A 24,344-nucleotide genomic window follows, 5' to 3' on the forward strand; every position below is an offset into this window, starting at 1 on the left:
CAGGGGCGATGATGATCGACGTAGAAGACCTCATCGCCCTTGTCCGGAACTACAATCCGCGCACCAATGCCGATCTGATCCGCCGCGCCTATGCCTACGGCATGGCCATGCACGAAGGTCAGATGCGAAAATCGGGTGAACCCTATTTCACCCATCCCGTCGCCGTTGCGGCCATCCTGACTGAACAGCGGCTGGATGATGCGACTATCGTGACGGCGCTGCTGCACGACACCATCGAAGACACCAAATCCACCTATACCGAGGTTGAACGTCAGTTCGGCCAGGAAGTGGCCGAACTGGTCGATGGCGTCACCAAGCTGACCAACCTGCAACTGTCCTCCACCGAAACCCAGCAGGCGGAGAACTTCCGCAAGCTGTTCATGGCGATGTCCAAGGATCTGCGGGTCATTCTGGTCAAATTGGCCGACCGTCTGCACAACATGCGCACGATCAAAAGCATGAACGTGGAAAAGCAGGCGCAGAAGGCCCGCGAGACCATGGAAATCTATGCGCCGCTGGCCGGGCGCATGGGCATGCAATGGATGCGTGAAGAGCTGGAGGATCTGTCCTTCAAGGTTCTGAATCCCGATGCCCGCAACTCCATCATCCGCCGCTTTCTGACCCTGCAACGTGAAGCGGGCGATGTGGTCCACAAGATCACCGCAGATATCCGGTTCGAGCTGGAAAAGGTGGAACTGGAGGCGACGGTTTATGGTCGCGCCAAGAAGCCCTATTCGATCTGGCGCAAGATGCAGGAAAAGGATCTGGCGTTTTCGCGCCTGTCCGACATCTACGGTTTCCGTATCATCTGCGCGTCCGTGGCCGACTGCTACCGCATCCTTGGGGTGATCCATCAACGCTGGCGGTCGGTGCCGGGCCGGTTCAAGGATTACATCAGCCAGCCCAAATCCAACGGCTACCGTTCGATCCACACCACCGTTTCCGGCCGCGACGGCAAGCGGGTCGAGGTGCAGATCCGCACCCGCGAAATGCACGAGGTGGCAGAGGCCGGGGTCGCCGCGCACTGGGCCTACCGCGAAGGCGTGCGCGCCCAGAACCCGTTTGCCATTGATCCCGGCAAATGGATCGCGTCGATGACCGAACGCTTTGATGAAGGCGATCACGACGAGTTTCTGGAACACGTCAAGATGGAGATGTATTCCGATCAGGTGTTCTGCTTCACGCCCAAGGGTGATGTGGTGCAACTGCCGCGCGGGGCCACGCCGCTGGATTACGCCTATTCCATCCACACCCGCATCGGCAATTCCTGCGTCTCGGCCAAGGTTGACGGCATCCGCGTGCCGCTGTGGACCCGGCTGAAAAACGGCCAGTCGGTCGAGATTATCACCGCCGAAGGCCAGCGCCCGCAATCCAGCTGGATCGACATCGTGACCACCGGCCGCGCCAAGGCCGCGATCCGCAAATCGCTGCGCGAAGAGGACAAGGGCCGCTTTATCAAACTGGGGCAGGAACTTGCCCGCGCGGCCTTTGATCATGTTGGCAAGAAGGCATCGGAAAAGGCGCTGCGTACCGCCGCCAAAATGCTGGGCCTGTCGGATCAGGAAGATCTGCTGGCCCGGCTCGGCTCTGCCGAACTGACCGCGCGCCGCGTGGTCGAAACGCTGTACCCGGAACTGGCCCGCGCCGATCTGGAGGTGGTGGATGCCACCCGCCCGGTGCTGGGCCTGTCCGATGATCAGGCCTTCCGCCGCGCGCCCTGCTGCCAGCCGGTGCCGGGCGAACGCATCGTCGGCATCACCTATCGCGGCAAGGGCGTGGTCGCGCACGCCATCGATTGCCCCGCGCTGGAAGAGTTCGAGGAACAGACCGACCGCTGGGTCGATCTGGCCTGGCACTCCGGACGCCATGCTGCAGTGCATACTGTGACAATGGAAATGACCATTGCAAACGATGCCGGCGTTTTGGGTCGCATTTGCACCTTGATCGGCGAGCAGCGCGCCAATATCTCTGACCTGAGGTTTACAGACCGCAAGCCGGACTTTTATCGTCTGATTGTCGATGTAGACCTTCGCGATGTCGAACATCTGCATATGGTGATGACGGCGCTTGAGGCGGAAACCGATGTCGCCCAGGTGTCGCGCAATCGCGATAAAACCCGCAAGCCATAGCGCATCCGCGCAGGCAGGGCACGACAGGGAAGGGGACTGAACGGTGGTGTTTCGTCGCCGCAACAAACGGTCATGGCCGGAACGGCTCAAGGCGCTGGTCTATCCGCAAGGCGGATGGCTGCGTGCGGGCTACTATGTCTGGCACCGTCTGACCCGGCTGCCCGATCCACCGCACCGGATTGCGCGCGGCATCTTTGCCGGCGTGTTCATCTCGTTCACCCCGCTGTTTGGGCTGCATTTCTTTGCTTCGGCTCTGCTGGCGTTTCTGATGCGTGGCAATATCATCGCGTCGATCTTCGCCACCTTCTTCGGCAACCCGATCACCTTTCCGATCATCGCCGTGACCTCGGTGCAGCTGGGGCACTGGATACTGGATACCGGGGTGGATGCCGTGCCCGCCCGCCTGATTCTGACCGCCTTTACCAGTGCGGGGGGCGAGATCTGGTCGAACATCCTTGCCACCTTTACCGGCGACCCGGCGCAATGGGGCAAGTTGCGCCATTTCTACTACGGTCTGTTCAAACCTTACCTTGTCGGCGGCATCCTGCCCGGACTGCTTGCGGCGACGGTGTGTTATTACATCAGCCTGCCGGTCATTCTGGGCTATCAGAAGCTGCGGCAGAAAAAGCGGCGTGAGCGGGCGGAAAACCTGCGCGAACGCGCCGCCGCCCGGCTGCGCGCCCGGCAGTCGGCCGATGACGGCGCATCGGGTGGCACCTGACCCCGCCATGACCCACCGCACAGCACCCGGCTACGGTCACGAAACCCTGTCAATGGCTGGACATTTCTGACGTGCCAGTCACATCGAGTTCATGTATTGCGGCTTTTGTCAGGCCAGATGCTGCACCGCCCCGCGGCGCGGCAGTGGTTTAAGCGAGGAAGAACGTGGTTTTCAAAAGGCGCGACCGGCGCGGCTGGCTGGCTTGGGTGCGGGAGATGTTCTACCCGACCGGGGGTTTCCGCCGTGCGACCCAATACGTCATCCACCGCATGCGCCGCCTGCCTGACCGCCCGCACCGCATCGCGCGCGGCGTGTTCGCGGGCAGCCTGATCGGGTTTCTGCCGCTGCCGGGTCTGCAGTTCCTGGGGGCCTGGGGGCTGGCCTGGGCCATGCGGGGCAATGTGCTGGCCGCCTTGCTGGCCACCTTCAACTCTAACCCGATCACCACACCGTTCTTCGCGGTAGGCGCGATTTCACTGGGCCACTGGATGCTGGGCATCGACACGCCGCTGACCGCTGAAGCCATCGGCGATGGCTTTGGACGCGCGGGCACCGAGATCTGGCACAATTTTCTGGCCATCTTTGGCCCCGAGCACATGCATTGGGACGGGCTGGCGCAGTTCTGGTCCGATATCTACCTGCCCTATTTCATCGGGGCGCTGGGGCCGGGCATCCTGCTCAGCCTGATCTGCTATTACATCACCATCCCGCTGGTCGAGGCGTATCAAAAGGCCCGCGTCGCCAAGTTCAAGGAACGCAGCGACAAGCGGCTGGCTTTGCGCGAACGGCTGGCAGCCCTCGCCCTGCGCGGCGCGGATGCGGCAAAAGACCCTGTACCGGGCACAAAACAAGGGGATGACGACACCCCGCCCGCAGCCTAACCTCTGACCAAATGACAGGAGGCGCCCCATGACACAGACCGGCAAACTCAGGCTCGGGATCAACATCGACCACGTGGCCACCCTGCGCAACGCCCGCGGCGCGGCATGGCCAGACCCGCTGCGCGCGGCCCTGCTGGCGCAGGCCGCGGGGGCCGATGGCATCACCGCCCACCTGCGCGAAGACCGCCGCCACATCCGCGACGCCGATATGGCCGCGCTGAAAGCGGGCATCAGCATTCCGCTGAACTTTGAATGCGGGGCCACCGATGAGATGCAGGCGATCTGCCTTGCGACCAGGCCCCACGCCATCTGCCTGGTGCCCGAACGGCGCGAAGAGCGCACGACCGAAGGCGGGCTGGACGTCGCGGGGGACGAATCCCGCCTTGCCACCTTTATCACCCCGCTGCGCGGCGCAGGCGCAAGGGTCAGCATGTTCATCGGCCATGATCTGCGCCAGATCGAAGCTTCGGCCCGCATCGGGGCTGCAGTGGTGGAACTGCACACCGGGCTGTATTCCGATCTGCACGCCGAAGGTCGCGATGATGAGGCCGAAGCCGAACTGAATGCGCTGCGGCAAGGGGCGGCGCTGGCCCATTCCCTTGGACTTGAGGTGCATGCCGGCCATGGCCTGACCTTCGCCAATGTCACCCCCGTCGCCGCCATCCCGCAGGTGGTGGAGCTGAACATCGGCCATTTCCTGATCGGCGAGGCGGTGTTCACCGGCCTTGGCCCGGCCATCGCGGAAATGCGTCGGTTGATGGATGCGGCGCGGGGGCTGTAGGCGTGGTGCCGGTGGCAGAGGGTGACAAGATGAGTATTTGGGAAAGGTGCAATTGGCAGGGGCGCGGCCTGCCGGCAAGTGCGGCGGCAGTGGCCCTGTCGCTGGCGCTTGGCCTGCCCGCCACGGCGCAGGATGTGGCAGACTGTGACTGGCGCGGTGCGGCGCAGGCCATTGCCGAACCGTGGGAGGACAACACCGCCACTTTCGCCAACGGCGCGGTCCGGCTGGCGGTGATGGATGTGATGGAACCGGCCGCCGCGGCCTATCATCTGCTGATCCTGTCGCCGCCCCACGCCGAACTGGGCGAGCGTCAGTGCCGCGTGATGTCGGCGCAAGGCAGTTTCGGTTTTGCCGGTCTGTCGGTGCTGGGGGCGACGGCCACCTACGATCCCGCCACCGGGCTGACCGTGACCCTGCCGGCAAAGCGCTGGTCTGACGGCGATGTGTTCACCGATACCGCGTTGCATGTCACCATCAATCAGGCCACCGGGGCCATCACCGGGCGGCTGGATTAGCGCGATGATACTGGGCATCGGCAGTGATCTCGCCAATATCGAGCGGATTGAGGCAACGCTGGCCCGCTTTGGCGACCGGTTCCGCGACCGGGTTTTCACCGAGCGTGAACAGCGCAAGGCCGCCAGCCGCCCGCATGGTGTGGCCGCCACCTATGCCAAACGCTGGGCCGCGAAAGAGGCGTGCTCCAAGGCGCTTGGCACCGGGCTGCGCATGGGCATTGCGTGGAAAGACATGGCGGTGACCAATCTGTCGACCGGCCAGCCGGTGATGCACCTGACCGGCTGGGCTGCAGACCGCTTGCTGCGCATGACCCCGCCGGGGCATGAGGCGGTGATCCACGTCACCCTGACCGATGATCACCCTTGGGCGCAGGCCTTTGTGGTGATAGAAGCCCGGCCCCTGGCCGGGCCGCCCGCCGCGCCCTGAACTTGACTCGGGCCGGATGCGGGCGCATGTAGCGGCCCGAAGAACAGCAAGGTGGATAAAGAATGGCCAGCAAGGCAAAAGAAGATGGCGGCATCGTCGAGACGATCAAGACGGTGGTCTATGCCCTGTTGATTGCAGGCATCTTCCGGACCTTGTTCTTTCAGCCGTTCTGGATTCCGTCGGGCAGCATGAAGGACACGCTGCTGATCGGCGACTTTCTGTTCGTCAACAAGATGGCCTATGGCTACAGCCGCTATTCCTGCCCCTTTGCCGCCTGCCCGTTTTCCGGTCGCCTGTTCTTCAGCGAGCCGGAACGCGGCGATGTGGTGGTGTTCCGTCATCCGGTCAACGGGTCTGACTTCATCAAGCGTCTGATCGGCATGCCCGGCGATACCGTGCAGATGCGCGGCGGCATGGTTTATCTGAACGGCACCGAAGTGCCGCAGGAAGACGCGGGCCAGTTTGCCGAGCTCTATGAACAGCAAGGCCCGATGGGCCATCTGCCGCGCTGCGAAAACGGCCCCGTCGGGCAGGGCGACACCTGCATCAAGTCGCGCGCGCGCGAAACCCTGCCGGGCGGGCGCACGCATGATGTGCTCAACATCGACAGCAATGGCGCGGGCGATAACACCGATGTGTTCACCGTGCCGGCCGGGCATTACTTCTTCATGGGCGACAACCGCGACAATTCGCAGGACAGCCGCTTTGTGCAGGCCGTCGGCGGTGTGGGCTTTGTGCCCGCCGATCACCTGATCGGCCGCGCCGACCGGATCATGTTCTCGTCCGCCGGGCGGTCGATGCTGTATTTCTGGACCTGGCGCTCCGATCGCTTCTTCAAGGCGGTGGAATGAGGCTGGCTGCGGACCTAAAGGCCTTTGAAGGCCGGATCGGGCACAGCTTCCACACGCCCGAACTGCTGGTCCGCGCTGTGACCCATGCGTCCTTGTCGTCCCAGACCCGGCCCGACAACCAGCGGTTGGAATTTTTAGGCGACCGGGTGCTGGGCCTTGTGATGGCCGAAGCCTTGCTAGGCGCCGATGTCGCGGCGAGCGAGGGGCAGCTTGCCCCGCGCTTCAACGCCATGGTGCGCAAGGAAACCTGCGCCGATGTCGCCCGCGCGATTGGTCTGGGCGAGGTGATGAAGCTGGGCCGCTCTGAAATGCTCTCCGGCGGGCGCCGCAAAGAGGCGCTGCTTGGCGACGCGATGGAAGCGCTGATTGCCGCCGTCTATCTGGACGGCGGGTTTGACGCCGCCCGCGCCATGGTGCTGCGGCTCTGGTCTGACCGCATCGGCGCCGTGGACCATGACGCCCGCGACCCCAAGACCGCCCTGCAGGAATGGGCGCAGGCCCGTGGCATGGCCCCGCCTGCCTATACACAGACCGGGCGCACCGGCCCGGACCATCAACCGATATTCACCGTCGAAGTGACGCTGGACAACGGCGCGCGCGAAGCCGCCCGCGCAGGCTCCAAACGCATCGCCGAACAACAGGCCGCCCGCGCTTTGCTGGCAAGGCTGGAGCAAGAGACATGACAGACACACCCACCCGCGCCGGCTTTGTCGCCCTGATCGGCGAGCCCAATGCCGGCAAATCCACGTTGCTGAACCGCATGGTGGGGGCCAAGGTCTCTATCGTGACGCATAAGGTGCAGACCACCCGCACCCGGATCAGGGGGGTGGCGATGGAGGGGCAGGCGCAGATCGTCTTTGTCGATACGCCCGGCCTGTTCCGCCCGCGCCGCCGTCTGGACCGCGCCATGGTCAAGGCCGCATGGGGTGGGGCGTCGGACGCTGATGTGATCGTGTTGATGATCGAGGCGCACCGGGGCATGACCGAAGGTGTCTCTGCCATCATCGACCGTATGCGGGACGTGATGCCGCAGGGCCAGCCGGTGGCGCTTGCCATCAACAAGATCGACCGGGTGAAATCCGAGGTGCTGCTGGCACTGGCCGAAAAGCTGAACGAGGCGTTTCCCTTCGCGAAAACCTTCATGATCAGCGCCGAGAAGGGCTACGGCGTCAAGGATCTGCGCGAATGGCTGGCCGAGCAGATCCCGACCGGCCCGTGGTTCTATCCCGAAGACCAGATCGCCGATCTGCCGATGCGGATGATCGCGGCGGAAATGACCCGCGAAAAACTGACCCTGCGCCTGCACGAGGAACTGCCCTACCAGCTGACGGTCGAGACCGAAAAGTGGGAGGATAAATCCGACGGATCGACCCGCATCGACCAGATCGTCTATGTCATGCGTGATGGCCACAAGGGCATCGTGCTGGGCAACAAGGGCGAAACCATCAAGGCCATCGGCTCTGCCGCCCGCGCCGATATCTCGGAATTTCTGGGCCGCACCGTGCACCTGTTCCTGCAGGTCAAGGTCCGTCCGAACTGGCTGGATGAGCCTGAGCGCTATTCCGAAATGGGGCTGGACTTCAAGGACGGCGACTGACGCATGGCGGAGGATATCCGGCTCAAGACCGATCTGTGGGTCTCGGCCTATCTCAACCGCCTGCGCCTTGCCGACATTCCGGCCTATGTCACCCGCAAGGGCGACCCGACGGCGGGCACTGTGCTGGTCAAGGTCGCGCTGCTCGACGGCACCGCCCGCGCCTTTGAACGCGGCTATGACCTGACCACCGGCACCCGGCTCTGGCGGCTGATGGCCGAGGGGCCGGAGCGTGAGGTTGATGAAATGCTCACCCGCGCAGGCGCGCGCGACCCCGACCTGTGGGTGATCGAGCTGGAACATCGCGCGGGCCGCACCCTGCTGGACGAAGACGGCCTGAGCTGACCGACGCGGCCCGTGATCCGCTTGCAAGCCGCGACAGCACCCTGCAAAGATCAGCCATGGAATGGCGTGAAGACGGGGTGCTCTTGTCCATGCGCCCGCATGGCGAAGGCTCTGCAATCATAGAGGTGTTTACCAGCGGCCATGGCCGCCACTTCGGCGTGGTCCGGGGCGGGGCATCGCGCAAACGCGCGCCGCTGCTGCAACCCGGCGCGCAACTGGACCTCACGTGGCGGGCGCGGCTGGATGACCAGATCGGCAGCTTTCTGGCCGAACCTGTGCACTCGCGCGCCGCCGTGCTGGAAAGCCCGCTGGCGCTTGCCGGCCTCACCGCCGCCTGCGCGCTCTTGCACCTCAGTCTGGCCGAGCGGGACCCGCACCCGCAGCTCTACCGCCGCACGCTGTCACTCATGGATGCGATGGCGGGCGGGGCCGACTGGATCGGCGATTACATGCGGTGGGAATTGCTGCTGCTTGATGAAATCGGCTTCGGCCTTGATCTCACGCGCTGCGCCGTCACCGGCCAGCGCGACGATCTGGCATACGTCAGCCCGCGCACCGGCCGCGCTGTCAGCCGGGGTGCCGCCGGGGACTGGGCCCCGAAACTGCTGCCGCTGCCGCAGGCCTTGATGGGGCAGGGGCCGGTGACGGGGGCCGAGGCGGCACAGGCCCTCGCCATCACCGGCCATTTTCTGGCCCGCGAACTCGCCTCTGAAACCCGCGCATCGGCTTTGCCCGACTCGCGCAGCCGCTTGCTGGCCCGGCTCGGTCGCATCAGCCCCTAAATCACCCCGGCGACTCACAAACGACCTGAAATGTCGCAGCCGTCGCAGACCCGCTGCCATATCCTTGGGCAGATGGGGGCCGAGACAGATATGGCCAGCAAATTCATCCCCCTCCACCTGAAACACGCGCCGACCCCAAGGGTTGAGAACTTTGCGTTGCTTTCAGGGATGGAAGCCGCCGTGCGCGGCATGCTGGTGTCGGCGATGCCGCTTGCAGTCTACGACGCCCTGGGCAGCGCCGAGGCGACCTCATCGGCCTATTTCGTCGCCGGGATCGTGTCGATGATCTGGGGGCTGATGGTGCCCTGGGCCACCCGCCACATTCCGCGCCGCTGGATGTATACGCTGGGTTGCGGGCTGTATCTGATCGGCATGGGCCTTGCGGTCATTGGCACCGGCTGGGCGCTGCCGCTGGCGGTAATGTGTCTGGCGATGGCCACGGCGACCACATTCGTCTGCCTGAACGCCTATATCCTCGATTACATCGACCGTCAGAACCTAGGCCGCAGCCAGTCGATGCAGATGGTGTTTTCCGCCGGGCCATGGGCCGTGGGGCCCTTGCTTGGGGTCTGGCTGCGCAGCGTCTGGGCACCCTTGCCGTTTCTGGTGGCGGGCGCTTGCGCGATCGCGCTGCTGGTCGCGTTCTGGGTGCTGCGCTTAGGCAATGGCAAGCAGATCAGCCGCGCCAAAGGCCCCGCCGCCAACCCCCTCGCGTATCTGGGCCGGTTCTTCGCGCAACCTCGCCTGATTGCCGGATGGCTGTTCGCCGTGATGCGGTCATGCGGCTGGTGGGTCTATGTGGTCTACCTGCCGATTTTCTGCATCGAGGCGGGTCTGGGCGACAAGGTCGGCGGCGTCGCGCTGTCGCTGTCGAACGCGCTGTTGTTCGCCTCGCCCCTCATGCTGCGCCACGCCCGCGCCGCTTCGGTCCGCCGCACCGTGCGCTTTGCCTTCGGGGCCTGCGGGCTGCTGTTCGTCGCCGCCGCTTTGGTGGCCCCCCTGCCATGGGCCACGGTCGCGGCCTGCATGGCGGCAGCGGTGTTTCTTGTGCTGCTCGACATCGTCGGCGGCCTGCCCTTCCTGATGGCGGTCAAACCATCGGAGCGGACAGAGATGTCAGCCGTCTATTCCAGCTTCCGCGACGTGTCCGGCATCCTGACCCCCGGGGCAGCATGGCTGGTGCTGCTGGTCGCCCCCTTGCCGGGCATCTTTGCCGCCGCAGGGGCAGGCCTGCTGACCGCATGGGTGATCTCGGGCCGACTTCACCCCCGTCTGGGTGCCGCGCGCGGGCAGGCCACCTGACCTGAGAGCGTGGCGAGACGGCGGACGTCGCAAGATGAGTATTTTCATCAAGATGAAATCGAAAGCGCAGCACTTTCCCATTCATCTTGACAAAAATACTCAAATTCCACCCTTTATGCGGGGAAAAACAATAGAAAACTGTAAGCCTCGTAAAGCCAAGCCATTGATATCAAGCGATACCATTGGCCTCCCCTTGTGTTGCACGCCCCCTCAGTCCAGCAGGCGCCGCGCAATCACCTGCGCCTGAATCTCAGCCGCCCCTTCAAAGATGTTGAGAATCCGCGCGTCGCACAGAATGCGGCTGATCTGATATTCCAGCGCAAAACCGTTGCCGCCATGGATCTGCAAGGCATTGTCCGCCGCCGCCCAGGCCACCCGCGCGCCCAAGAGCTTGGCCATCCCCGCCTCGAGATCGCAGCGCTTGTCATGGTCCTTCTGCCAGGCGCTGAAATAGGTCAGCTGGCGGGCCACCATGATCTCGACCGCCATCATCGCCAGCTTGCCCGCCACGCGCGGGAAGTCGATCAGCGGCTTGCCGAACTGCTTGCGATCCTCGGCATAGCCCATCCCCACATCCAGCGCGTTTTGTGCCACGCCGATGGCACGGGCGGCGGTCTGGATACGGGCGGATTCGAAGGTCTGCATCAGCTGCTTGAAGCCCTGCCCCTCCACCCCGCCCAGCAGGTTTTCACCCTTCACTTTGAAGTCGTCAAAATTGACGGTGTATTCCTTCATCCCACGATAGCCGAGCACTTCAATCTCGCCGCCCGACAGGCCGGGATCGACAAACGGGGCCTCATCGGTGCCGGGGGTCTTTTCGGCCAGAAACATCGACAGCCCGCGATAATCGCTGGTCGCATCCACACTGCGCGCCAGCACCGTCATCACATGGGTGCGGGCGGCATGGGTGATCCAGGTCTTGTTGCCGGTGAGGGTCCAATCCTCGCCATCCCGCCGCGCCCGGGTGCGCAAGGCCCCAAGGTCGGACCCGGTGTTCGGCTCGGTGAACACTGCCGTGGGCAGGATTTCCCCGCTGGCCAGCTTTGGCAGCCACTGCGCTTTTTGCGCGTCGGTGCCGCCGCACAGGATCAGCTCGGCCGCGATCTCGGACCGGGTGCCCAAAGAGCCCACGCCTATATAGCCGCGCGACAGCTCTTCCGACACCACCACCATGCTGGCCTTGGACAGGCCAAACCCGCCGAATTCTTCCGGAATGGTTAGGCCAAACACCCCCATTTCCGCCAGCTGGTCGATCACCGACATCGGGATCAGCTCATCTTTAAGGTGCCATTCATGCGCGAAAGGCGTCACCTGTTCGGCGGCAAAGCGGCGGAACTGGTCGCGGATCATCTCCAGCTCTTCGTCCAGCCCTGTCGCGCCAAAGGTGGCGTTGGCGCGGGACTCGCGCATCAGCGCCACCAGACGGCTGCGGGCCGCAGTGGTGTTGCCCTGCGCCATCAGGGTCAGTGCTGCGTCGCCCCATGCGACAGGCTCAAGCCCCAGATCCTGCAGCCGCGCAATCTCTCCCTGACTCATCGGGATGCCGCCGTGGATCTGGTTCAGGTATTCGCCATAAGCGATCTGCAGGATCAGCCCCTCCATCTCGGCAAACCGGCCGTCCTCCTGCAACCGGGCGGCCCAGGCCTGCATCTGGCGCAGCGCTTCGGTATAGGTGGCCAGCCAGGACAGTGCATGGGCGGCGTACTGATGCTGCTCCATCGCGGCGGATGAGACTTTGCCCGCGACACTTACCATGGCACGCAGGTTTTCGCGGCCATGCGCGAACACCGCCTCGACCTCGGGCAGGGCCTGTGCGGTCAGCGCCAGCAGATCCGCCAGCAGCGGGGAGGTCGGTTGGGTCTGTCCGTCATGGGCCATGGCGTGAGTCCTGTTCTTGAGTCTGTGGGTTCATCTGAGCTAATCATTTTGCAGTCGCAGCGCAACTTAATTTCAACGTAAACCGGGTCAACTGATGGAAAGTGTCGCGGTCAATCTGCCGCAGATGTGCATCCGCAACTAGTTTTTGCTGCATATGCCAAAGGGGTTTTCATTTCCCCACGCGCGGGCGATGCAGGGAGCATGACCGAGTCTCTCATCCTTCATATCTCTGCCGGGCAGGGCCTCTGGCCTCTGCTTGCCGCACTGGCCGTGACCCTGTTTGCCGGCTTTGTCAAAGGCGCGGTCGGCTTTGCGATGCCGCTGATCATGATCTCGGCGTTTTCCGCCTTTCTGCCGCCCGAGGTGGCGCTGGCCGGGCTTATCCTGCCGACTCTGATCACAAATTTCAGTCAGGCCTTCCGGCAGGGGGTCGGCCCGGCAAAGGCGACGGCCTGGGCGTACCGGCGCTTTCTGATCGGCACCGTGGTCTTTATCGCCATTGCGGCGCAGTTCTTCGATCTGATCCCGCGCGACGCTTATCTGCTGCTGCTGGGCGTGCCGGTCACCGCCTTTGCGGCGTTGCAGCTGGCCGGGGTGCCGCTGGCGCTGCGGCTGCATCACCGGACCCGCGCCGAATGGGTGCTGGGGGTGATCGGGGGCCTCTATGGCGGGGTGTCGGGCATCTGGGGGCCGCCGCTGCTGGTGTATCTGTTGTCGATCAACGCCCCGAAGCTGGAGGCGATCCGGGCGCAGGGCGTGGTGTTCCTGATCGGTGCGGTGGCGTTGCTGGTGGCGCATCTGGGCACCGGGCTGGCCAATGCGCAGACACTGGCCTTTTCTGCGGCGCTGGTGGTGCCGGCGCAGATCGGGATGGTGCTGGGCTACCGGCTGCAGGACCGGCTGCCACAGGCGCGGTTCCGGCGCTGGACGCAAGCGCTGCTGGTGGTGACGGGGATGAACCTGATCCTGCAGGCGCTGGTGGCTTAGGGCGGAAGCGCTCCGCGCGGGAGTATTTAGGAAAGGTGCAAATGCAAAGCGCCCGCGTGGGGGGCACGCGGGCGCTGAGTATGGTCAGGGTATGATCAACGTATGCTTTACGTATGGCAAACGTAGGGCTGTCTGTGCGGGGTCAGCAGATGGCGGCGGCTTTGATATCATCGTCGATATAGGGCACGTACTGGCCGAAGTTCTTCGAGAACATCTCGACCAGTTTGCGCGCCTGCGCGTCATAGGCACCCTCATCAGCCCAGGTCGCGCGCGGGTTCAGCAGCGTGGCGTCAACGCCCGCCACCGCAACCGGCACGTCGAAGCCGAAATTCGGGTCGCGCCGGAAGTCAACCCCCGCCAGCGAGCCATCGAGTGCCGCCGTCAGCAGGGCGCGGGTGGCCTTGATCGGCATCCGCTTACCGGTGCCATAGGCGCCGCCGGTCCAGCCGGTGTTGACCAGCCAGCAGGTGGCGCCCTGTTTCAGGATCTTTTCCTGCAGCAGCTTGCCATAGACCTCGGGCCGGCGCGGCATGAAGGGTGCACCGAAACAGGTCGAGAAGGTCGGCGTAGGTTCGGTGATGCCGCGTTCGGTCCCCGCCACCTTGGAGGTGAAGCCCGACAGGAAGTGATACATCGCCTGCGCCGGTGACAGCCGCGCGATCGGCGGCAGCACGCCAAAGGCGTCGCAGGTCAGCATCACCACATGTTTCGGGTGCCCGCCCAGGCCTGTGTCGGAGGCGTTGGAAATCGCATCGAGCGGATAGGCGCAGCGGGTGTTGTCGGTCAGCGAATTGTCGGCAAAGTCCAGTTCCAGCGTTTCGGGATCGTACACCATGTTTTCAACCACAGTGCCAAAGCGCGAGGTGGTGGCGTAAATCTCCGGCTCTGCCTTGGGGTCCAGGTTGATGGTCTTGGCGTAGCAGCCGCCCTCGAAGTTGAAGATGCCGCGATCCGACCAGCCGTGTTCGTCATCGCCGATCAGGGTGCGGTCGGGGGCTGCCGACAGAGTGGTCTTGCCGGTGCCGGACAGGCCGAAGAACACCGCCGCATCGACCGGATTGCCAAGCGCATGGTTGGCACTGCAATGCATCGCCATCACACCCTTGCCGGGCAGGATGTAGTTCAGGATGGTGAAGACCGATTTCTTGTTCTCGCCCGCATAGGCCGTGTTGGCGATCAGCACGGTCTTTTCGTCAAAGTTCAGCGCGATCACGGTTTCCGACCGGCAGCCATGCCGCGCCGGATCGGCCTTGAAGCTGGGCACGTTGATGATGGTCCATTCCGGGGTGAAGCCGTCCAGTTCGGCCTGCGCCGGGCGGCGCAGAAGGTGGCGGATGAACAGCCCGTGCCAGGCCAGTTCCGCGACCACCCGCACATCCAGCCGGTGCAGCGGATCGGCCCCGGCATAGAGATCCTGCACGAACAGGTCGCGCCCCTTGAGATGGGCCAGCATGTCGGTTTTCAGCACGGCATAGGCCTCTGGCGTCATCGGGGCGTTGTTGTCCCACCAGATCGTGTCTTCGACCAAAGGCGTGCGGACCACGAACTTATCTTTGGGCGACCGGCCGGTAAATTGCCCGGTCGAGCACAAAAACGCGCCACCCTTGCCGAGACGCCCTTCGCCGCGCGCGACCGCCGCTTCGACAAGCGCCGGTTCGATCTGGTTGTAATAGACGTTGCCCAGACCTGTGATGCCGTGTGCGTCGAGGGTGTGATGAGGGTTCACGCGTCCGTGGTTCATTCTGCAAGCTCCCGTTGCCCGCGCCGCAGCGCGGACTGATTTCGGTCCGAATTCGGTATCCGGGCCAATAGGATACCGGCGGCAGTCCAGGGCCATTGGCCACCACAGCCCGCGTATAACACAGCGATGACATATCGGAACAGGCAGCATGGCCGCAGTTAGCGCAACCATCGGCAGTTTAGCGCAACCATTTCCGGTCCTTCTGTGGAAGTGAGGCAAATTAGCCATTCCTTGGCAATTATCTTGCCTGATGGGAACCGAAAGCCGGGTGATTCGCAGTTCCCTGTTGATTCCGTTAACGGTTCCAAGGATCATGGTAAAAAAATAAACCTATCGGGCAGTCACAAGGAAACTCACACCATGGCAAGGATCGCCCTTGTTGACGACGACAGGAATATCCTGACGTCGGTCGCAATGACACTGGAAGCCGAAGGGTTCGAGGTTGAAACCTATAACGACGGGCAGTCGGCCTATGATGCGTTCACGCGCAGAATGCCCGACATGGCGGTGCTTGACATCAAGATGCCGCGCATGGACGGGATGGATCTGCTGCAACGCATCCGTCAGAAGACCAGCATGCCGGTCATCTTCCTGACATCCAAGGATGACGAGATTGACGAAGTGCTCGGCCTGCGGATGGGAGCCGACGACTATGTGAAAAAGCCGTTCAGCCAGCGTCTGCTGGTCGAACGCATCCGTGCCCTGCTGCGCCGGCAGGATGCCATCGCCACCGGCGAGGTGGCGGTCACTGAAGAAACCAAGATCATGGACCGTGGCCATTTGCGGATGGACCCGCTGCGCCATTCCGTCAGCTGGAAGGGGCTTGATGTCTCGCTGACCGTGACCGAATTCATGCTGTTGCAGGCCCTTGCCCAGCGTCCCGGCTTTGTCAAATCGCGCGATCAGCTGATGGACGTGGCCTATGACGATCAGGTCTATGTCGATGACCGCACCATCGACAGCCATATCAAGCGTCTGCGCAAGAAGATGCGCTCGGTGGACGATGAGTTTTCGGCCATCGAAACGCTGTATGGCATTGGCTATCGTTACAACGAAGCATGACCGCGATGCCCCAGGCCGGCCTCAGGGACGCGCAGACCCCCAAGGGCGGTGACGTCCTTTTGAGTGAGGATTGGGTCTCGCCTGAGGCTGCCGATCCGACCCTGCGCAAAAGCCGGGGCTGGCTGGGGCTGGTATCGCTGAACCGTTCGCCGCTGGCGCGCAAGATCATCATCTTCAACCTGATGGCGCTGCTGGTGCTGGTTGCGGGGGTGTTGTTCCTCAACCCGTTCCGCGACAGTCTGGTGGTGCAGCGCGAACAGGCCTTCGTGACCGAAGCACAGCTGGTGGCCGATGTGTTCGAAGCCCGCCTGCCTGCCGAAGGCGTGGTCGATATGGGCGCCGACAGCCGGTTTGCCCGGTCGATCGGCGATATCAGCCTCAGCTCCGGCACCTCGATCTTTGTGATCGACAAGGATGGCCGGGTGGTCGGCTCTGCCACCGGGGCGATCAAGGTTCCGGTCAACGGGCAAAAGCAATCGACCCTGATCACCGACTTTCTGAATGGCGTCTGGGAAAACGCGTCCAATCTGGTGTCCTCGGGTGGCGGGCGCGGGGCCGCGATCAACCCCGAAAGTCTGGCGCGCGCCCTGTTTGAACGGGCGATGGCCGGGCAGACGGCGGTGAACCTTGGCACCGGGGCGCAGGGTGGGGCGCTGTTTTCGGTGGTCAGCCCGGTGGAGCGCGCGGGTGAGGTGCTGGCCGTCGTCGCCCTGATCAGCGCCGAGGGCGAGATTGACGCGCTGGTGCGCAACGAACGCGAACAGATATTGCAGATGTTTCTGGTGGCGCTGCTGGTGTCCATCGGCCTTAGCCTGGTGCTGGCCTCTACCATCGCCAACCCGCTGTCGGATCTGGCGGCAGCGGCAGAGCTGGGCCATGACCGTGATGCGCGCAAGATGCAGCCGGGGCGCATCCGTATCCCCGATCTTGCCGGTCGCCCCGATGAAATCGGGCGGCTGTCGGTCGCCCTGCGCGGCATGGTGGCGGCGCTTTACGACCGCATCGACGCCAATGAACAATTCGCCGCCGATGTGGCGCATGAAATCAAGAACCCGCTGGCCAGCCTGCGGTCTGCCGTGGCCTCGCTGCATATGGCCAAGCGCGATGATCACCGCACCCGCCTGCTGGAGGTGATCGACCATGACGTGCGCCGGCTTGATCGTCTGGTCAGCGACATTTCCAACGCCTCGCGGCTCGACAGCGAATTGGTCAAGGAAGAGGAAGAGACTTTCAACCTGACCAAGACCCTGACCAATCTGTGCGAATATCTGGGCCAGCAGGCCGGTGAAAAGGGTGTCGAGCTGATCACCGATTTCCCCGCCGACCCGATCCTGATTTCCGGGCTGGAGGCGCGTCTGGCGCAGGTGTTTGTCAACCTGATCACCAATGCGGTGTCCTTCTGCGACGAAGGCGATGCCGTGCGGGTCTGGACCCGCAAGCGCGACAACCGCGTGCTGGTCGTGGTCGAAGACACCGGCCCCGGCATCCCCGAACAGGCGCTGACCAAGGTGTTCAAGCGGTTCTATTCCGAACGCCCGCAAGGCCAGTTCGGCAACAACTCCGGGCTTGGCCTGTCGATCTCGAAACAGATCGTCGAGGCACATGGCGGCGTGATCTGGGCCGAAAACATCCGCCCCACCAATGCCGATGCCACATCCGACCCGCTGGGCGCACGCTTCATCGTCGGCCTGCCGGTCTGAGGCCGGGGGCAGGTCGGGGCGCGCATGACCGAAGCACTGACCCTCCACGCCACCACCGTCGCCTTTGAGGATCGCGCCATCCTGCTGACCGGCGCGTCGGGCAGCGGGAAATCTTCACTGGCGCTGCAGCTTATGGCGATTGGTGCCACTTTGGTCGCCGATGACCAGACCGTGCTGACCCTGCACGGCAGCCGGATCATCGCCACCTGCCCCGCCGCCATTGCCGGGATGATTGAGGCGCGCGGCGTCGGCCTTTTGAATGCCCCGCATCTGGCGCAGGCCAGCGTGGCAATGGTGGTCGATCTGGACCGCGCCCAGACCGACCGTCTGCCGGTGCATAAGGATATCACCATATTGCGACAGCGGCTTTCCCTTGTACTTGGCAGCAAATCGGCCCATTTTCCTTCTTCACTCAAGCACTATGTTCTGTTTGGGCGACGGGATTAGCAGGCTGGAAAACGTGGCAGACACCGCTCATCTTCACGCACCGGACCATCAGGTGGTTCTGGTGACGGGCCCGTCCGGGGCCGGCAGATCCACCGCCGTCAACGCGCTGGAGGATCTGGGGTATGAGGTGATCGACAACCTGCCGCTGTCGCTTGTTCCCCGGCTGATCGACGGGCCGCCGACCGCGCAGCCGCTGGCGCTTGGCCTTGATGTCCGCAACCGCGATTTTGCCGCCTCCAGCCTGATCGAGCTGATCGACCGGCTGACCCGCGATCCGCGGGTGCAACTGACCGTGCTCTACCTCGATTGCCAGCCTGCCGTGCTGGTGCAGCGCTACAGCGAAACCCGCCGCCGCCACCCGCTTGCCCCCAGCGACAGCCCCGAAGCCGGGATCGAGCGTGAGATTGACCTGCTTGCCCCGATCCGCGCCCGCGCCGACCACCTGATCGACACCACCGAACTGACCGTGCACGGCCTCAAGGCCGAAGTCGCGCGCTGGTTTGCGCAAGGGCAGGGGCCCAGCCTGTCGGTCTCGGTGCAAAGTTTCAGCTACAAACGCGGCGTGCCGCGCGGTGTCGATCTGGTTTTTGACTGCCGTTTTCTGCGCAATCCGCATTGGGAACCGGCCCTGCGCAGCCTCGATGGCCGCGATTCGCCAGTGGTGGACCACATCAGCGCCGACCCCCGCTTCCCGGAATTCACCCACAAGGTGAGCGATCTGATCAGCTTTCTCCTTCCGGCCCATCTGGAGGAAGGACGATCACATGTCAGCATTGCGTTCGGGTGTACCGGGGGGCAACACAGGTCCGTTGCCGTAGCGGAAATGATGGCTGACACCCTTGCACAGTCTGGCTGGGCAGTGTCAAAACGACATCGGGAACTGGAACGGCGCAACGGCGTTGATCCACTTGCCACTGGCCCGCAGGCAACAAAGGTGGACGGCGTGTGATCGGAATCGTGATCGTGGCACATGGCGGCCTTGCGCGCGAATACCTCGCCGCGGTCGAGCATGTCGTGGGCCCGCAATCCGGCATGCGCGCCATCTCTATCGAGGATGATCACGACCGCGCCGGCAAACAGGCCGAGATCTGCGGCGCGGCCGATGCGGTCGATCTGGGGGCAGGGGTGGTGGTGGTCACCGATATGTTCGGCGGCTCGCCCTCCAACCTGTCGCTGATGGCCTGCTGCGGCCCCGACCGCCGGATCATCTACGGCGCAAACCTGCCGATGCTGATCAAGCTGGCCAAAACCCGCGATGTCCCGGTCGCCGAGGCGGTGGCCGCCGCTCTGGATGCCGGCCGCAAATACATCAACAGCCTTGATTTGGGCGGAGGGGCCTGAAATTGGCGGATAAAACCCTGCATATCGTCAATGAAAAGGGTCTGCACGCCCGCGCCAGCGCCCGCTTTGTCGAGGTGGTCGAAGCGCATGACGCACAGGCACAGGTGTCCAAGGACGGGATGACCGTGTCGGGCGATTCGATCATGGGGCTTTTGATGTTGGCAGCCTCTCGCGGAACCTCTATTGAAGTACGAACCACAGGGGCCGACGCGGACCCATTGGCAGAGGCACTTTGCGCGCTGGTGGCCAACCGTTTCGGAGAAGATTACTGAGCCACAAGGTGGTGCAGAAAGGCCGACGGATCGTGACCGAACATCCGCAGATCGACACCCATATCCGCAACGGGGCCCGCAGCGGGCCGCCTGACCGGCCCTATGACATGCGCCGACTGTCCTATGCCGGCAGCTTTTCCAACCCGGTCAAGGCCGGGTCCATCCGGGCCATCGAATGGCTGACCGCCAAGATCACCCTGCTGCGCCTGATCCGCGAATTTGAACGCGCCGGAGCCCCCTTCGGCTCGCCGTTCTGGCCCAAGGCCCTGCGCCATATGGGCATCCGCATCGACACCCCGCCGGAAGAGGTGGCGCATATTCCGCCCACCGGCCCGGTTGTGGTGGTGTCAAACCACCCGCATGGTCTGGTCGATGGCATGATCCTGGCCGAAATCGTCAACCGGGTGCGGTCTGACTTCAAGATCTTGACCCGCTCCCTGCTGACCGGCATACCGGAAGTTGAGCAGTTCATGATCCCGGTCCCTTTCCCGCATGAAGAAAACGCGCGCGAGGCGGGGCTGGTCATGCGCAATGAAACGATGGACCATCTGCGGCGCGGCGGTGTGATCATCCTGTTCCCCGCCGGCAAGGTCGCGATGTCCGAAGGGTTCTTCGGCCCGGCGGTTGAATCGGAATGGAATGTGTTTACCCACAAGATGATCCAGCGGTCGGGGGCCACCATCGTGCCGGTGCATTTCACCGGCCAGAACAGCCGGTTGTTCCTGATCGCCAACAAACTGTCTGACACCCTGCGTCAGGGCCTGTTGCTTTATGAAATCAAGCGCGCACTGTTCAAACCACAGCGCCCCTTCATCGGGGCCGCGATTCCGGCGTCAGAGCTGGAAAAATGGGAAGGCAACCCGCGTGGTTTTCTGGCATGGCTGCGCCAGCACACGCTCGATCTGGGGCGATAGCGGGCGCGCAGAAAATGCGCCGGATTTTTCGCAGAAAAATCGCGGCGTAAATCCCTGTCAGCGCGTCGGCACCGGCACCTCGCCGCGATAGTCGTAAAAGCCGCGCTGGGTCTTGCGGCCCAGCCAGCCGGCCTCGACATATTTGGTAAGCAGCGGGCAAGGCCGGTATTTGGTATCGGCCAACCCGTCATGCAGCACGTTCATGATGGCAAGGCAGGTGTCCAGCCCGATGAAATCCGCCAGCTCCAGTGGCCCCATCGGATGATTGGCCCCCAGCTTGAGCGACTCGTCGATCGATTTGACCGAACCCACCCCTTCATACAGCGTATAGACCGCTTCGTTGATCATCGGCATCAGAATGCGGTTGACGATGAAGGCCGGGAAATCCTCGGCGCTGGCCGCCGTCTTGCCCAGCTTGCGCACCACCGCATGCATTGCATCCCATGTCTCCTGATCGGTGGCGATGCCCCGGATCAGTTCCACCAGCTGCATCACCGGCACCGGGTTCATGAAGTGGAAACCCATGAACTTTTCCGGCCGGTCGGTGCGGCTGGCCAGCCGGGTGATCGAGATCGACGACGTGTTCGAGGTCAGAATCGTATGCGGTTTCAGATGCGGCAGCAGGTCTTCAAAGATTGCCTGCTTCACCGTCTCGCGCTCGGTCGCGGCTTCGATGATCAGATCACAGGGGCCGACCTCGGCCAGCACCAGTGTGGTCTTGATCCGCGCCATGGCAGCGGCCTTGTCCTCGGCGCTGACCTTGCCGCGCGCGACCTGCCGTTCGATATTGCGGTCGATGATCGAAATGGCATTGCTCAACGCCGCTTCGTTCACATCGGTCAGGATCACATCATAACCGGCCAGCGCAAAGACATGCGCAATGCCATTGCCCATCTGCCCGGCCCCGACCACGCCCACGCTTGCTATGTCCATGCCCGTTGTCCTTCTTTGCTCTTGGCGCAACCTTATGCGCGGGGCTCCGACGGGGCAAGGGCGCTGCATTGCGGCGCAATTGCCTCAAAAGCCGGATTTAGCGCTTTGGTAACGGGAATCGGCAAGGCTGGCCACGGGTGACTAAACTGTGGTGGGTGTGATGACATTTGAATATCCGGGCGACGGGTCGCTCGACTATTACCCATGCCGATATGGCATGTCGCGTGTTGCGTTCCGCGGGCCGCGCCGCGATCTGGACCGTCCCTTTGTCGTCATGCTGGGCGGCACCGAAACCTATGGCAAATTCGTGCCGGAACCCTATCCGGCACTGGTCGAGGCGGCCACCGGGTTGCGGGTGGTCAATCTGGGTGTCGTCAACGCCGGGCTTGACCTTTATCTCAAAGACCCGTCGGTGCTCGACATCGCGGCGCGTGCCCGGCTGGCCGTGGTGCAGGTCGTCGGGGCGCAGAACCTCAGCAACCGCTTCTACACCGTGCATGCCCGCCGCAATGACCGCTTTCTCTCCGCCTCGCCGGTGCTGCGCAACATGTACCGCGAGGTGGATTTTACCGAATTCAGTTTCACCCGTCACATGCTGCACGCGCTGCAGGCCCTGTCCGCCGACCGGTTCGAGGTGGTGGCCGAAGAGCTGCGCACCGCCTGGGTGGCACGGATGAAAACGCTGCTGTCCTCGCTGCCCTGTCCGACGGTCCTGCTGTGGATCGCCAGTGCCCCGCCACCGATGCCGGGGCGGCGGTCTGATCTGTCCAGCGATCCGTTGCTGGTCGATGCCGAAATGGTGGCCGCCCTGCGCGCCCGTGTCACCTGTTACGCCGAGATTGTGGCTTCGCCCGACGCCCGGGCCTATGGCACCACTGGCATGGCGTTCTCGGCGCTGGATCATCCGGCGGCGCTGTCGCTGCCCGGGCCGGCGGTCCACCGCCAGATCGCCGATCAACTGGGGCCAGAGCTTGTGCGCCTGCTGTAAATGCAAACGGGCACCCGCATGGGATGCCCGCCGCAAAGACGCGCTGTCAAAGCCTTACAGCTTTTCCGTCAGCTCCGGCAGAATCGTGAACAAGTCCCCAACCAGCCCGTAATCGGCGACCTGGAAAATCGGGGCCTCTTCATCCTTGTTGATGGCAACAATCACCTTGCTGTCCTTCATGCCCGCAAGGTGCTGAATTGCCCCGGAAATCCCGACGGCCACATAGAGCTTGGGGGCCACGACCTTGCCGGTCTGCCCGACCTGCCAGTCGTTTGGCGCATAGCCCGAGTCGACCGCCGCCCGGCTTGCGCCAACCGCAGCGCCCAGCTTGTCGGCCAAGCCCTCGATCAGGCGGAAGTTCTCCTCCGACCCCAGACCACGCCCGCCTGATACGACAATTCCCGCGCTGGTCAGCTCGGGCCGGTCGGATGAGGCCACCTTGTCCTCCACCCAGGACGACAGCGCCTCGACCGGGCCGCTCACCGGCTCCACCGGGGCCGATCCGCCCATGCCCACGCCGGTAAAGCCCGCCGTCCGGATGGTCATCACCTTGGTCGCATCCGACGATTTCACCGTTTGGATCGCGTTCCCGGCATAGATCGGGCGCTCGAACGTGTCGGCATCCACCACGGCGGTCACATCCGACAGCACCATCACATCCAGCAGCGCCGCAACGCGTGGCATCACGTTCTTGCAAAACGCGGTCGAGGCACCGGCAATATGGGAATAGTCTCCCGCCAAAGACACGATCAGCGCCGCGGTCGATTCCGCGAGGCCGTGGCAATAGGCGTGGTCGCCGGCGAACAGCACCTTCGCCACGCCCTCCAGCTTGGCTGCCTCGGCGGCAGCGGCGTCGCCGCCCTGGCCCGCCACCAGCACATGCACATCGCCCAGCGATGTCACGGCCGCAACCGTCTTGGCAACCGCATCGGTGGCAAGTTGCCCGTCATTCACATCGGCCAGAAGCAGAACAGCCATCAGATCACCCCCGCTTCGTCTTTGAGTTTCGCAATCAGCTGGTCGACCGAGCCCACCTTGATCCCGGCTTTGCGGCCCGCAGGCTCAACCGTTTTCACCACCGACAGGCGCGGCGTGACATCCACGCCGTAGTCGGCAGGGGTCTTGGCGGCCAGAGGCTTGGCCTTGGCCTTCATGATATTGGGCAGCGATGCATAGCGCGGCTCGTTCAGGCGCAGGTCGGCAGTGACAATCGTCGGCAGCTTCACCGAAATCGTCTGCAACCCGCCGTCCACTTCGCGCGTCACTTTTGCCGTGTCGCCCTCGATCACCAGCTCGCTGGCGAAGGTCGCCTGCGACCAGCCCAGCAGGGCCGACAGCATCTGCCCGGTGGCATTCATGTCATTGTCGATGGCCTGCTTGCCACAGATCACCAGCCCCGGCGCCTCTTCGCGCACCACGGCCGCCAGCAGCTTGGCCACGGCCAGCGGCTCGATGTCGGTCTGCACAGTGTCGGTCGCCTCGATCAGGATGGCGCGGTCGGCCCCCATTGCAAGCGCGGTGCGCAGCGTTTCCTGAGATTGCTTGACCCCGATCGACACCACGACAACCTCGGTCGCGACGCCCTTTTCCTTCAGCCGGATCGCCTCTTCAACGGCAATCTCGTCGAACGGATTCATCGACATCTTCACATTGGCCAGATCGACACCGCTACCGTCCGCTTTCACGCGCACTTTCACGTTGTAGTCGATCACACGTTTGACAGGCACCAGCACCTTCATCGACGCAAATCTCC

General features: G+C 63.6%; 26 protein-coding genes. 21 read left to right on the forward strand and 5 right to left on the reverse strand.

Translation table 11 applies throughout. The features are described 5' to 3' along the window. The first annotated feature begins 11 nt into the window (after positions 1 to 11). From Q7J44_RS13310 to Q7J44_RS13365, 12 genes are all read left to right on the forward strand, one after another. Positions 12 to 2,129 carry a bifunctional (p)ppGpp synthetase/guanosine-3',5'-bis(diphosphate) 3'-pyrophosphohydrolase gene (locus tag Q7J44_RS13310; RefSeq protein ID WP_304880609.1) on the forward strand — a complete coding sequence of 706 codons (2,118 nt, stop codon included), beginning with the start codon at positions 12 to 14 and terminating at the stop codon, positions 2,127 to 2,129. 43 nt (positions 2,130 to 2,172) lie between these two features. Then, positions 2,173 to 2,850, forward strand: a complete 678-nt coding sequence (locus Q7J44_RS13315; RefSeq protein WP_304880611.1) for a DUF2062 domain-containing protein — start codon at positions 2,173 to 2,175, stop codon at positions 2,848 to 2,850. 164 nt (positions 2,851 to 3,014) lie between these two features. Next, a complete protein-coding gene (locus Q7J44_RS13320) occupies positions 3,015 to 3,731 on the forward strand; it encodes a DUF2062 domain-containing protein (protein ID WP_304880613.1) in 717 nt (238 codons plus the stop codon). A 28-nt stretch (positions 3,732 to 3,759) separates the two neighbouring features. Further along, positions 3,760 to 4,512: a pyridoxine 5'-phosphate synthase gene (locus Q7J44_RS13325; protein ID WP_304880615.1), complete on the forward strand. Its 753-nt coding sequence runs from the start codon at positions 3,760 to 3,762 to the stop codon at positions 4,510 to 4,512. A 29-nt stretch (positions 4,513 to 4,541) separates the two neighbouring features. Further along, entirely contained in the window at positions 4,542 to 5,027 is a 486-nt protein-coding gene (locus Q7J44_RS13330) for a hypothetical protein (RefSeq protein WP_304880617.1), read from the forward strand. Between the two features lie 4 nt (positions 5,028 to 5,031). Beyond that, positions 5,032 to 5,454, forward strand: a complete 423-nt coding sequence (gene acpS / locus Q7J44_RS13335; protein ID WP_304880619.1) for a holo-ACP synthase — start codon at positions 5,032 to 5,034, stop codon at positions 5,452 to 5,454. A gap of 62 nt (positions 5,455 to 5,516) precedes the next feature. Next, complete coding sequence (gene lepB / locus Q7J44_RS13340; protein ID WP_304880621.1) at positions 5,517 to 6,305, forward strand: signal peptidase I; 789 nt, start codon at positions 5,517 to 5,519, stop codon at positions 6,303 to 6,305. After that, complete coding sequence (gene rnc / locus Q7J44_RS13345) at positions 6,302 to 6,988, forward strand: ribonuclease III (protein ID WP_304880623.1); 687 nt, start codon at positions 6,302 to 6,304, stop codon at positions 6,986 to 6,988. The genes lepB and rnc overlap by 4 nt, the downstream gene beginning before the upstream one ends. After that, complete coding sequence (gene era, locus Q7J44_RS13350) at positions 6,985 to 7,902, forward strand: GTPase Era (protein WP_304880625.1); 918 nt, start codon at positions 6,985 to 6,987, stop codon at positions 7,900 to 7,902. The genes rnc and era overlap by 4 nt, the downstream gene beginning before the upstream one ends. Positions 7,903 to 7,905: 3 nt before the next feature. Then, positions 7,906 to 8,244: a DUF1491 family protein gene (locus tag Q7J44_RS13355; RefSeq protein WP_304880627.1), complete on the forward strand. Its 339-nt coding sequence runs from the start codon at positions 7,906 to 7,908 to the stop codon at positions 8,242 to 8,244. A gap of 56 nt (positions 8,245 to 8,300) precedes the next feature. Beyond that, positions 8,301 to 9,026: a DNA repair protein RecO gene (recO, locus tag Q7J44_RS13360; protein WP_304880629.1), complete on the forward strand. Its 726-nt coding sequence runs from the start codon at positions 8,301 to 8,303 to the stop codon at positions 9,024 to 9,026. 30 nt (positions 9,027 to 9,056) lie between these two features. Continuing rightward, positions 9,057 to 10,328, forward strand: coding sequence for an MFS transporter (locus Q7J44_RS13365; RefSeq protein ID WP_304880631.1), 1,272 nt, complete (start codon positions 9,057 to 9,059; stop codon positions 10,326 to 10,328). A gap of 210 nt (positions 10,329 to 10,538) precedes the next feature. Here Q7J44_RS13365 and Q7J44_RS13370 read toward each other — a convergent pair whose 3' ends face one another. Further along, on the reverse strand, positions 10,539 to 12,206 hold the full coding sequence (locus Q7J44_RS13370) for an acyl-CoA dehydrogenase family protein (protein WP_304880633.1): 1,668 nt from the start codon (positions 12,204 to 12,206) through the stop codon (positions 10,539 to 10,541). 201 nt (positions 12,207 to 12,407) lie between these two features. On the opposite strand from Q7J44_RS13370, the gene Q7J44_RS13375 reads away from it, so the two are divergent. Then, on the forward strand, positions 12,408 to 13,193 hold the full coding sequence (locus Q7J44_RS13375) for a sulfite exporter TauE/SafE family protein (protein WP_304880635.1): 786 nt from the start codon (positions 12,408 to 12,410) through the stop codon (positions 13,191 to 13,193). A gap of 142 nt (positions 13,194 to 13,335) precedes the next feature. Here Q7J44_RS13375 and Q7J44_RS13380 read toward each other — a convergent pair whose 3' ends face one another. Continuing rightward, positions 13,336 to 14,934 carry a phosphoenolpyruvate carboxykinase gene (locus Q7J44_RS13380; RefSeq protein WP_304880637.1) on the reverse strand — a complete coding sequence of 533 codons (1,599 nt, stop codon included), beginning with the start codon at positions 14,932 to 14,934 and terminating at the stop codon, positions 13,336 to 13,338. A gap of 360 nt (positions 14,935 to 15,294) precedes the next feature. Between Q7J44_RS13380 and Q7J44_RS13385 the strand changes: the two genes are divergently transcribed. Genes Q7J44_RS13385 through Q7J44_RS13415 form a run of 7 tightly spaced genes read left to right on the forward strand, consistent with a single transcriptional unit; the run spans position 15,295 to position 20,670 of the window. Continuing rightward, complete coding sequence (locus tag Q7J44_RS13385) at positions 15,295 to 15,996, forward strand: response regulator transcription factor (RefSeq protein ID WP_304880639.1); 702 nt, start codon at positions 15,295 to 15,297, stop codon at positions 15,994 to 15,996. Continuing rightward, positions 15,993 to 17,696: a sensor histidine kinase gene (locus Q7J44_RS13390; RefSeq protein WP_304880641.1), complete on the forward strand. Its 1,704-nt coding sequence runs from the start codon at positions 15,993 to 15,995 to the stop codon at positions 17,694 to 17,696. The genes Q7J44_RS13385 and Q7J44_RS13390 overlap by 4 nt, the downstream gene beginning before the upstream one ends. A 24-nt stretch (positions 17,697 to 17,720) precedes the next feature. Then, positions 17,721 to 18,143 (forward strand): HPr kinase/phosphorylase, encoded by a 423-nt coding sequence (locus Q7J44_RS13395; RefSeq protein WP_304880643.1) that lies wholly within the window; start codon positions 17,721 to 17,723, stop codon positions 18,141 to 18,143. Between the two features lie 4 nt (positions 18,144 to 18,147). Beyond that, complete coding sequence (rapZ, locus tag Q7J44_RS13400; protein ID WP_370693013.1) at positions 18,148 to 19,092, forward strand: RNase adapter RapZ; 945 nt, start codon at positions 18,148 to 18,150, stop codon at positions 19,090 to 19,092. Beyond that, positions 19,089 to 19,484 carry a PTS sugar transporter subunit IIA gene (locus Q7J44_RS13405; RefSeq protein ID WP_304880646.1) on the forward strand — a complete coding sequence of 132 codons (396 nt, stop codon included), beginning with the start codon at positions 19,089 to 19,091 and terminating at the stop codon, positions 19,482 to 19,484. The genes rapZ and Q7J44_RS13405 overlap by 4 nt, the downstream gene beginning before the upstream one ends. A gap of 2 nt (positions 19,485 to 19,486) precedes the next feature. Further along, positions 19,487 to 19,756 carry an HPr family phosphocarrier protein gene (locus Q7J44_RS13410; protein ID WP_304880648.1) on the forward strand — a complete coding sequence of 90 codons (270 nt, stop codon included), beginning with the start codon at positions 19,487 to 19,489 and terminating at the stop codon, positions 19,754 to 19,756. 32 nt (positions 19,757 to 19,788) lie between these two features. Then, entirely contained in the window at positions 19,789 to 20,670 is an 882-nt protein-coding gene (locus tag Q7J44_RS13415) for a lysophospholipid acyltransferase family protein (protein ID WP_304880650.1), read from the forward strand. Positions 20,671 to 20,727: 57 nt separating this feature from the next. On the opposite strand, the gene Q7J44_RS13420 is transcribed toward Q7J44_RS13415, so the two are convergent. Further along, entirely contained in the window at positions 20,728 to 21,603 is an 876-nt protein-coding gene (locus Q7J44_RS13420) for a 3-hydroxybutyryl-CoA dehydrogenase (RefSeq protein ID WP_304880652.1), read from the reverse strand. Between the two features lie 160 nt (positions 21,604 to 21,763). Here Q7J44_RS13420 and Q7J44_RS13425 point away from each other — a divergent pair, with 160 nt between their 5' ends. Then, positions 21,764 to 22,591, forward strand: coding sequence for a DUF6473 family protein (locus Q7J44_RS13425; RefSeq protein WP_304880654.1), 828 nt, complete (start codon positions 21,764 to 21,766; stop codon positions 22,589 to 22,591). A gap of 54 nt (positions 22,592 to 22,645) precedes the next feature. Here the strand turns inward: Q7J44_RS13425 and Q7J44_RS13430 are convergent, their stop codons facing one another. Then, positions 22,646 to 23,569, reverse strand: coding sequence for an electron transfer flavoprotein subunit alpha/FixB family protein (locus Q7J44_RS13430; RefSeq protein ID WP_304880656.1), 924 nt, complete (start codon positions 23,567 to 23,569; stop codon positions 22,646 to 22,648). Next, positions 23,569 to 24,330, reverse strand: a complete 762-nt coding sequence (locus tag Q7J44_RS13435; RefSeq protein WP_304880658.1) for an electron transfer flavoprotein subunit beta/FixA family protein — start codon at positions 24,328 to 24,330, stop codon at positions 23,569 to 23,571. Before Q7J44_RS13435 ends, Q7J44_RS13430 begins: the two co-directional genes overlap by 1 nt. Positions 24,331 to 24,344: the final 14 nt, after the last annotated feature.

Origin of the sequence: Pseudotabrizicola sp. (assembly GCF_030656345.1) — a bacterium.
Lineage (GTDB): Bacteria > Pseudomonadota > Alphaproteobacteria > Rhodobacterales > Rhodobacteraceae > Pseudotabrizicola.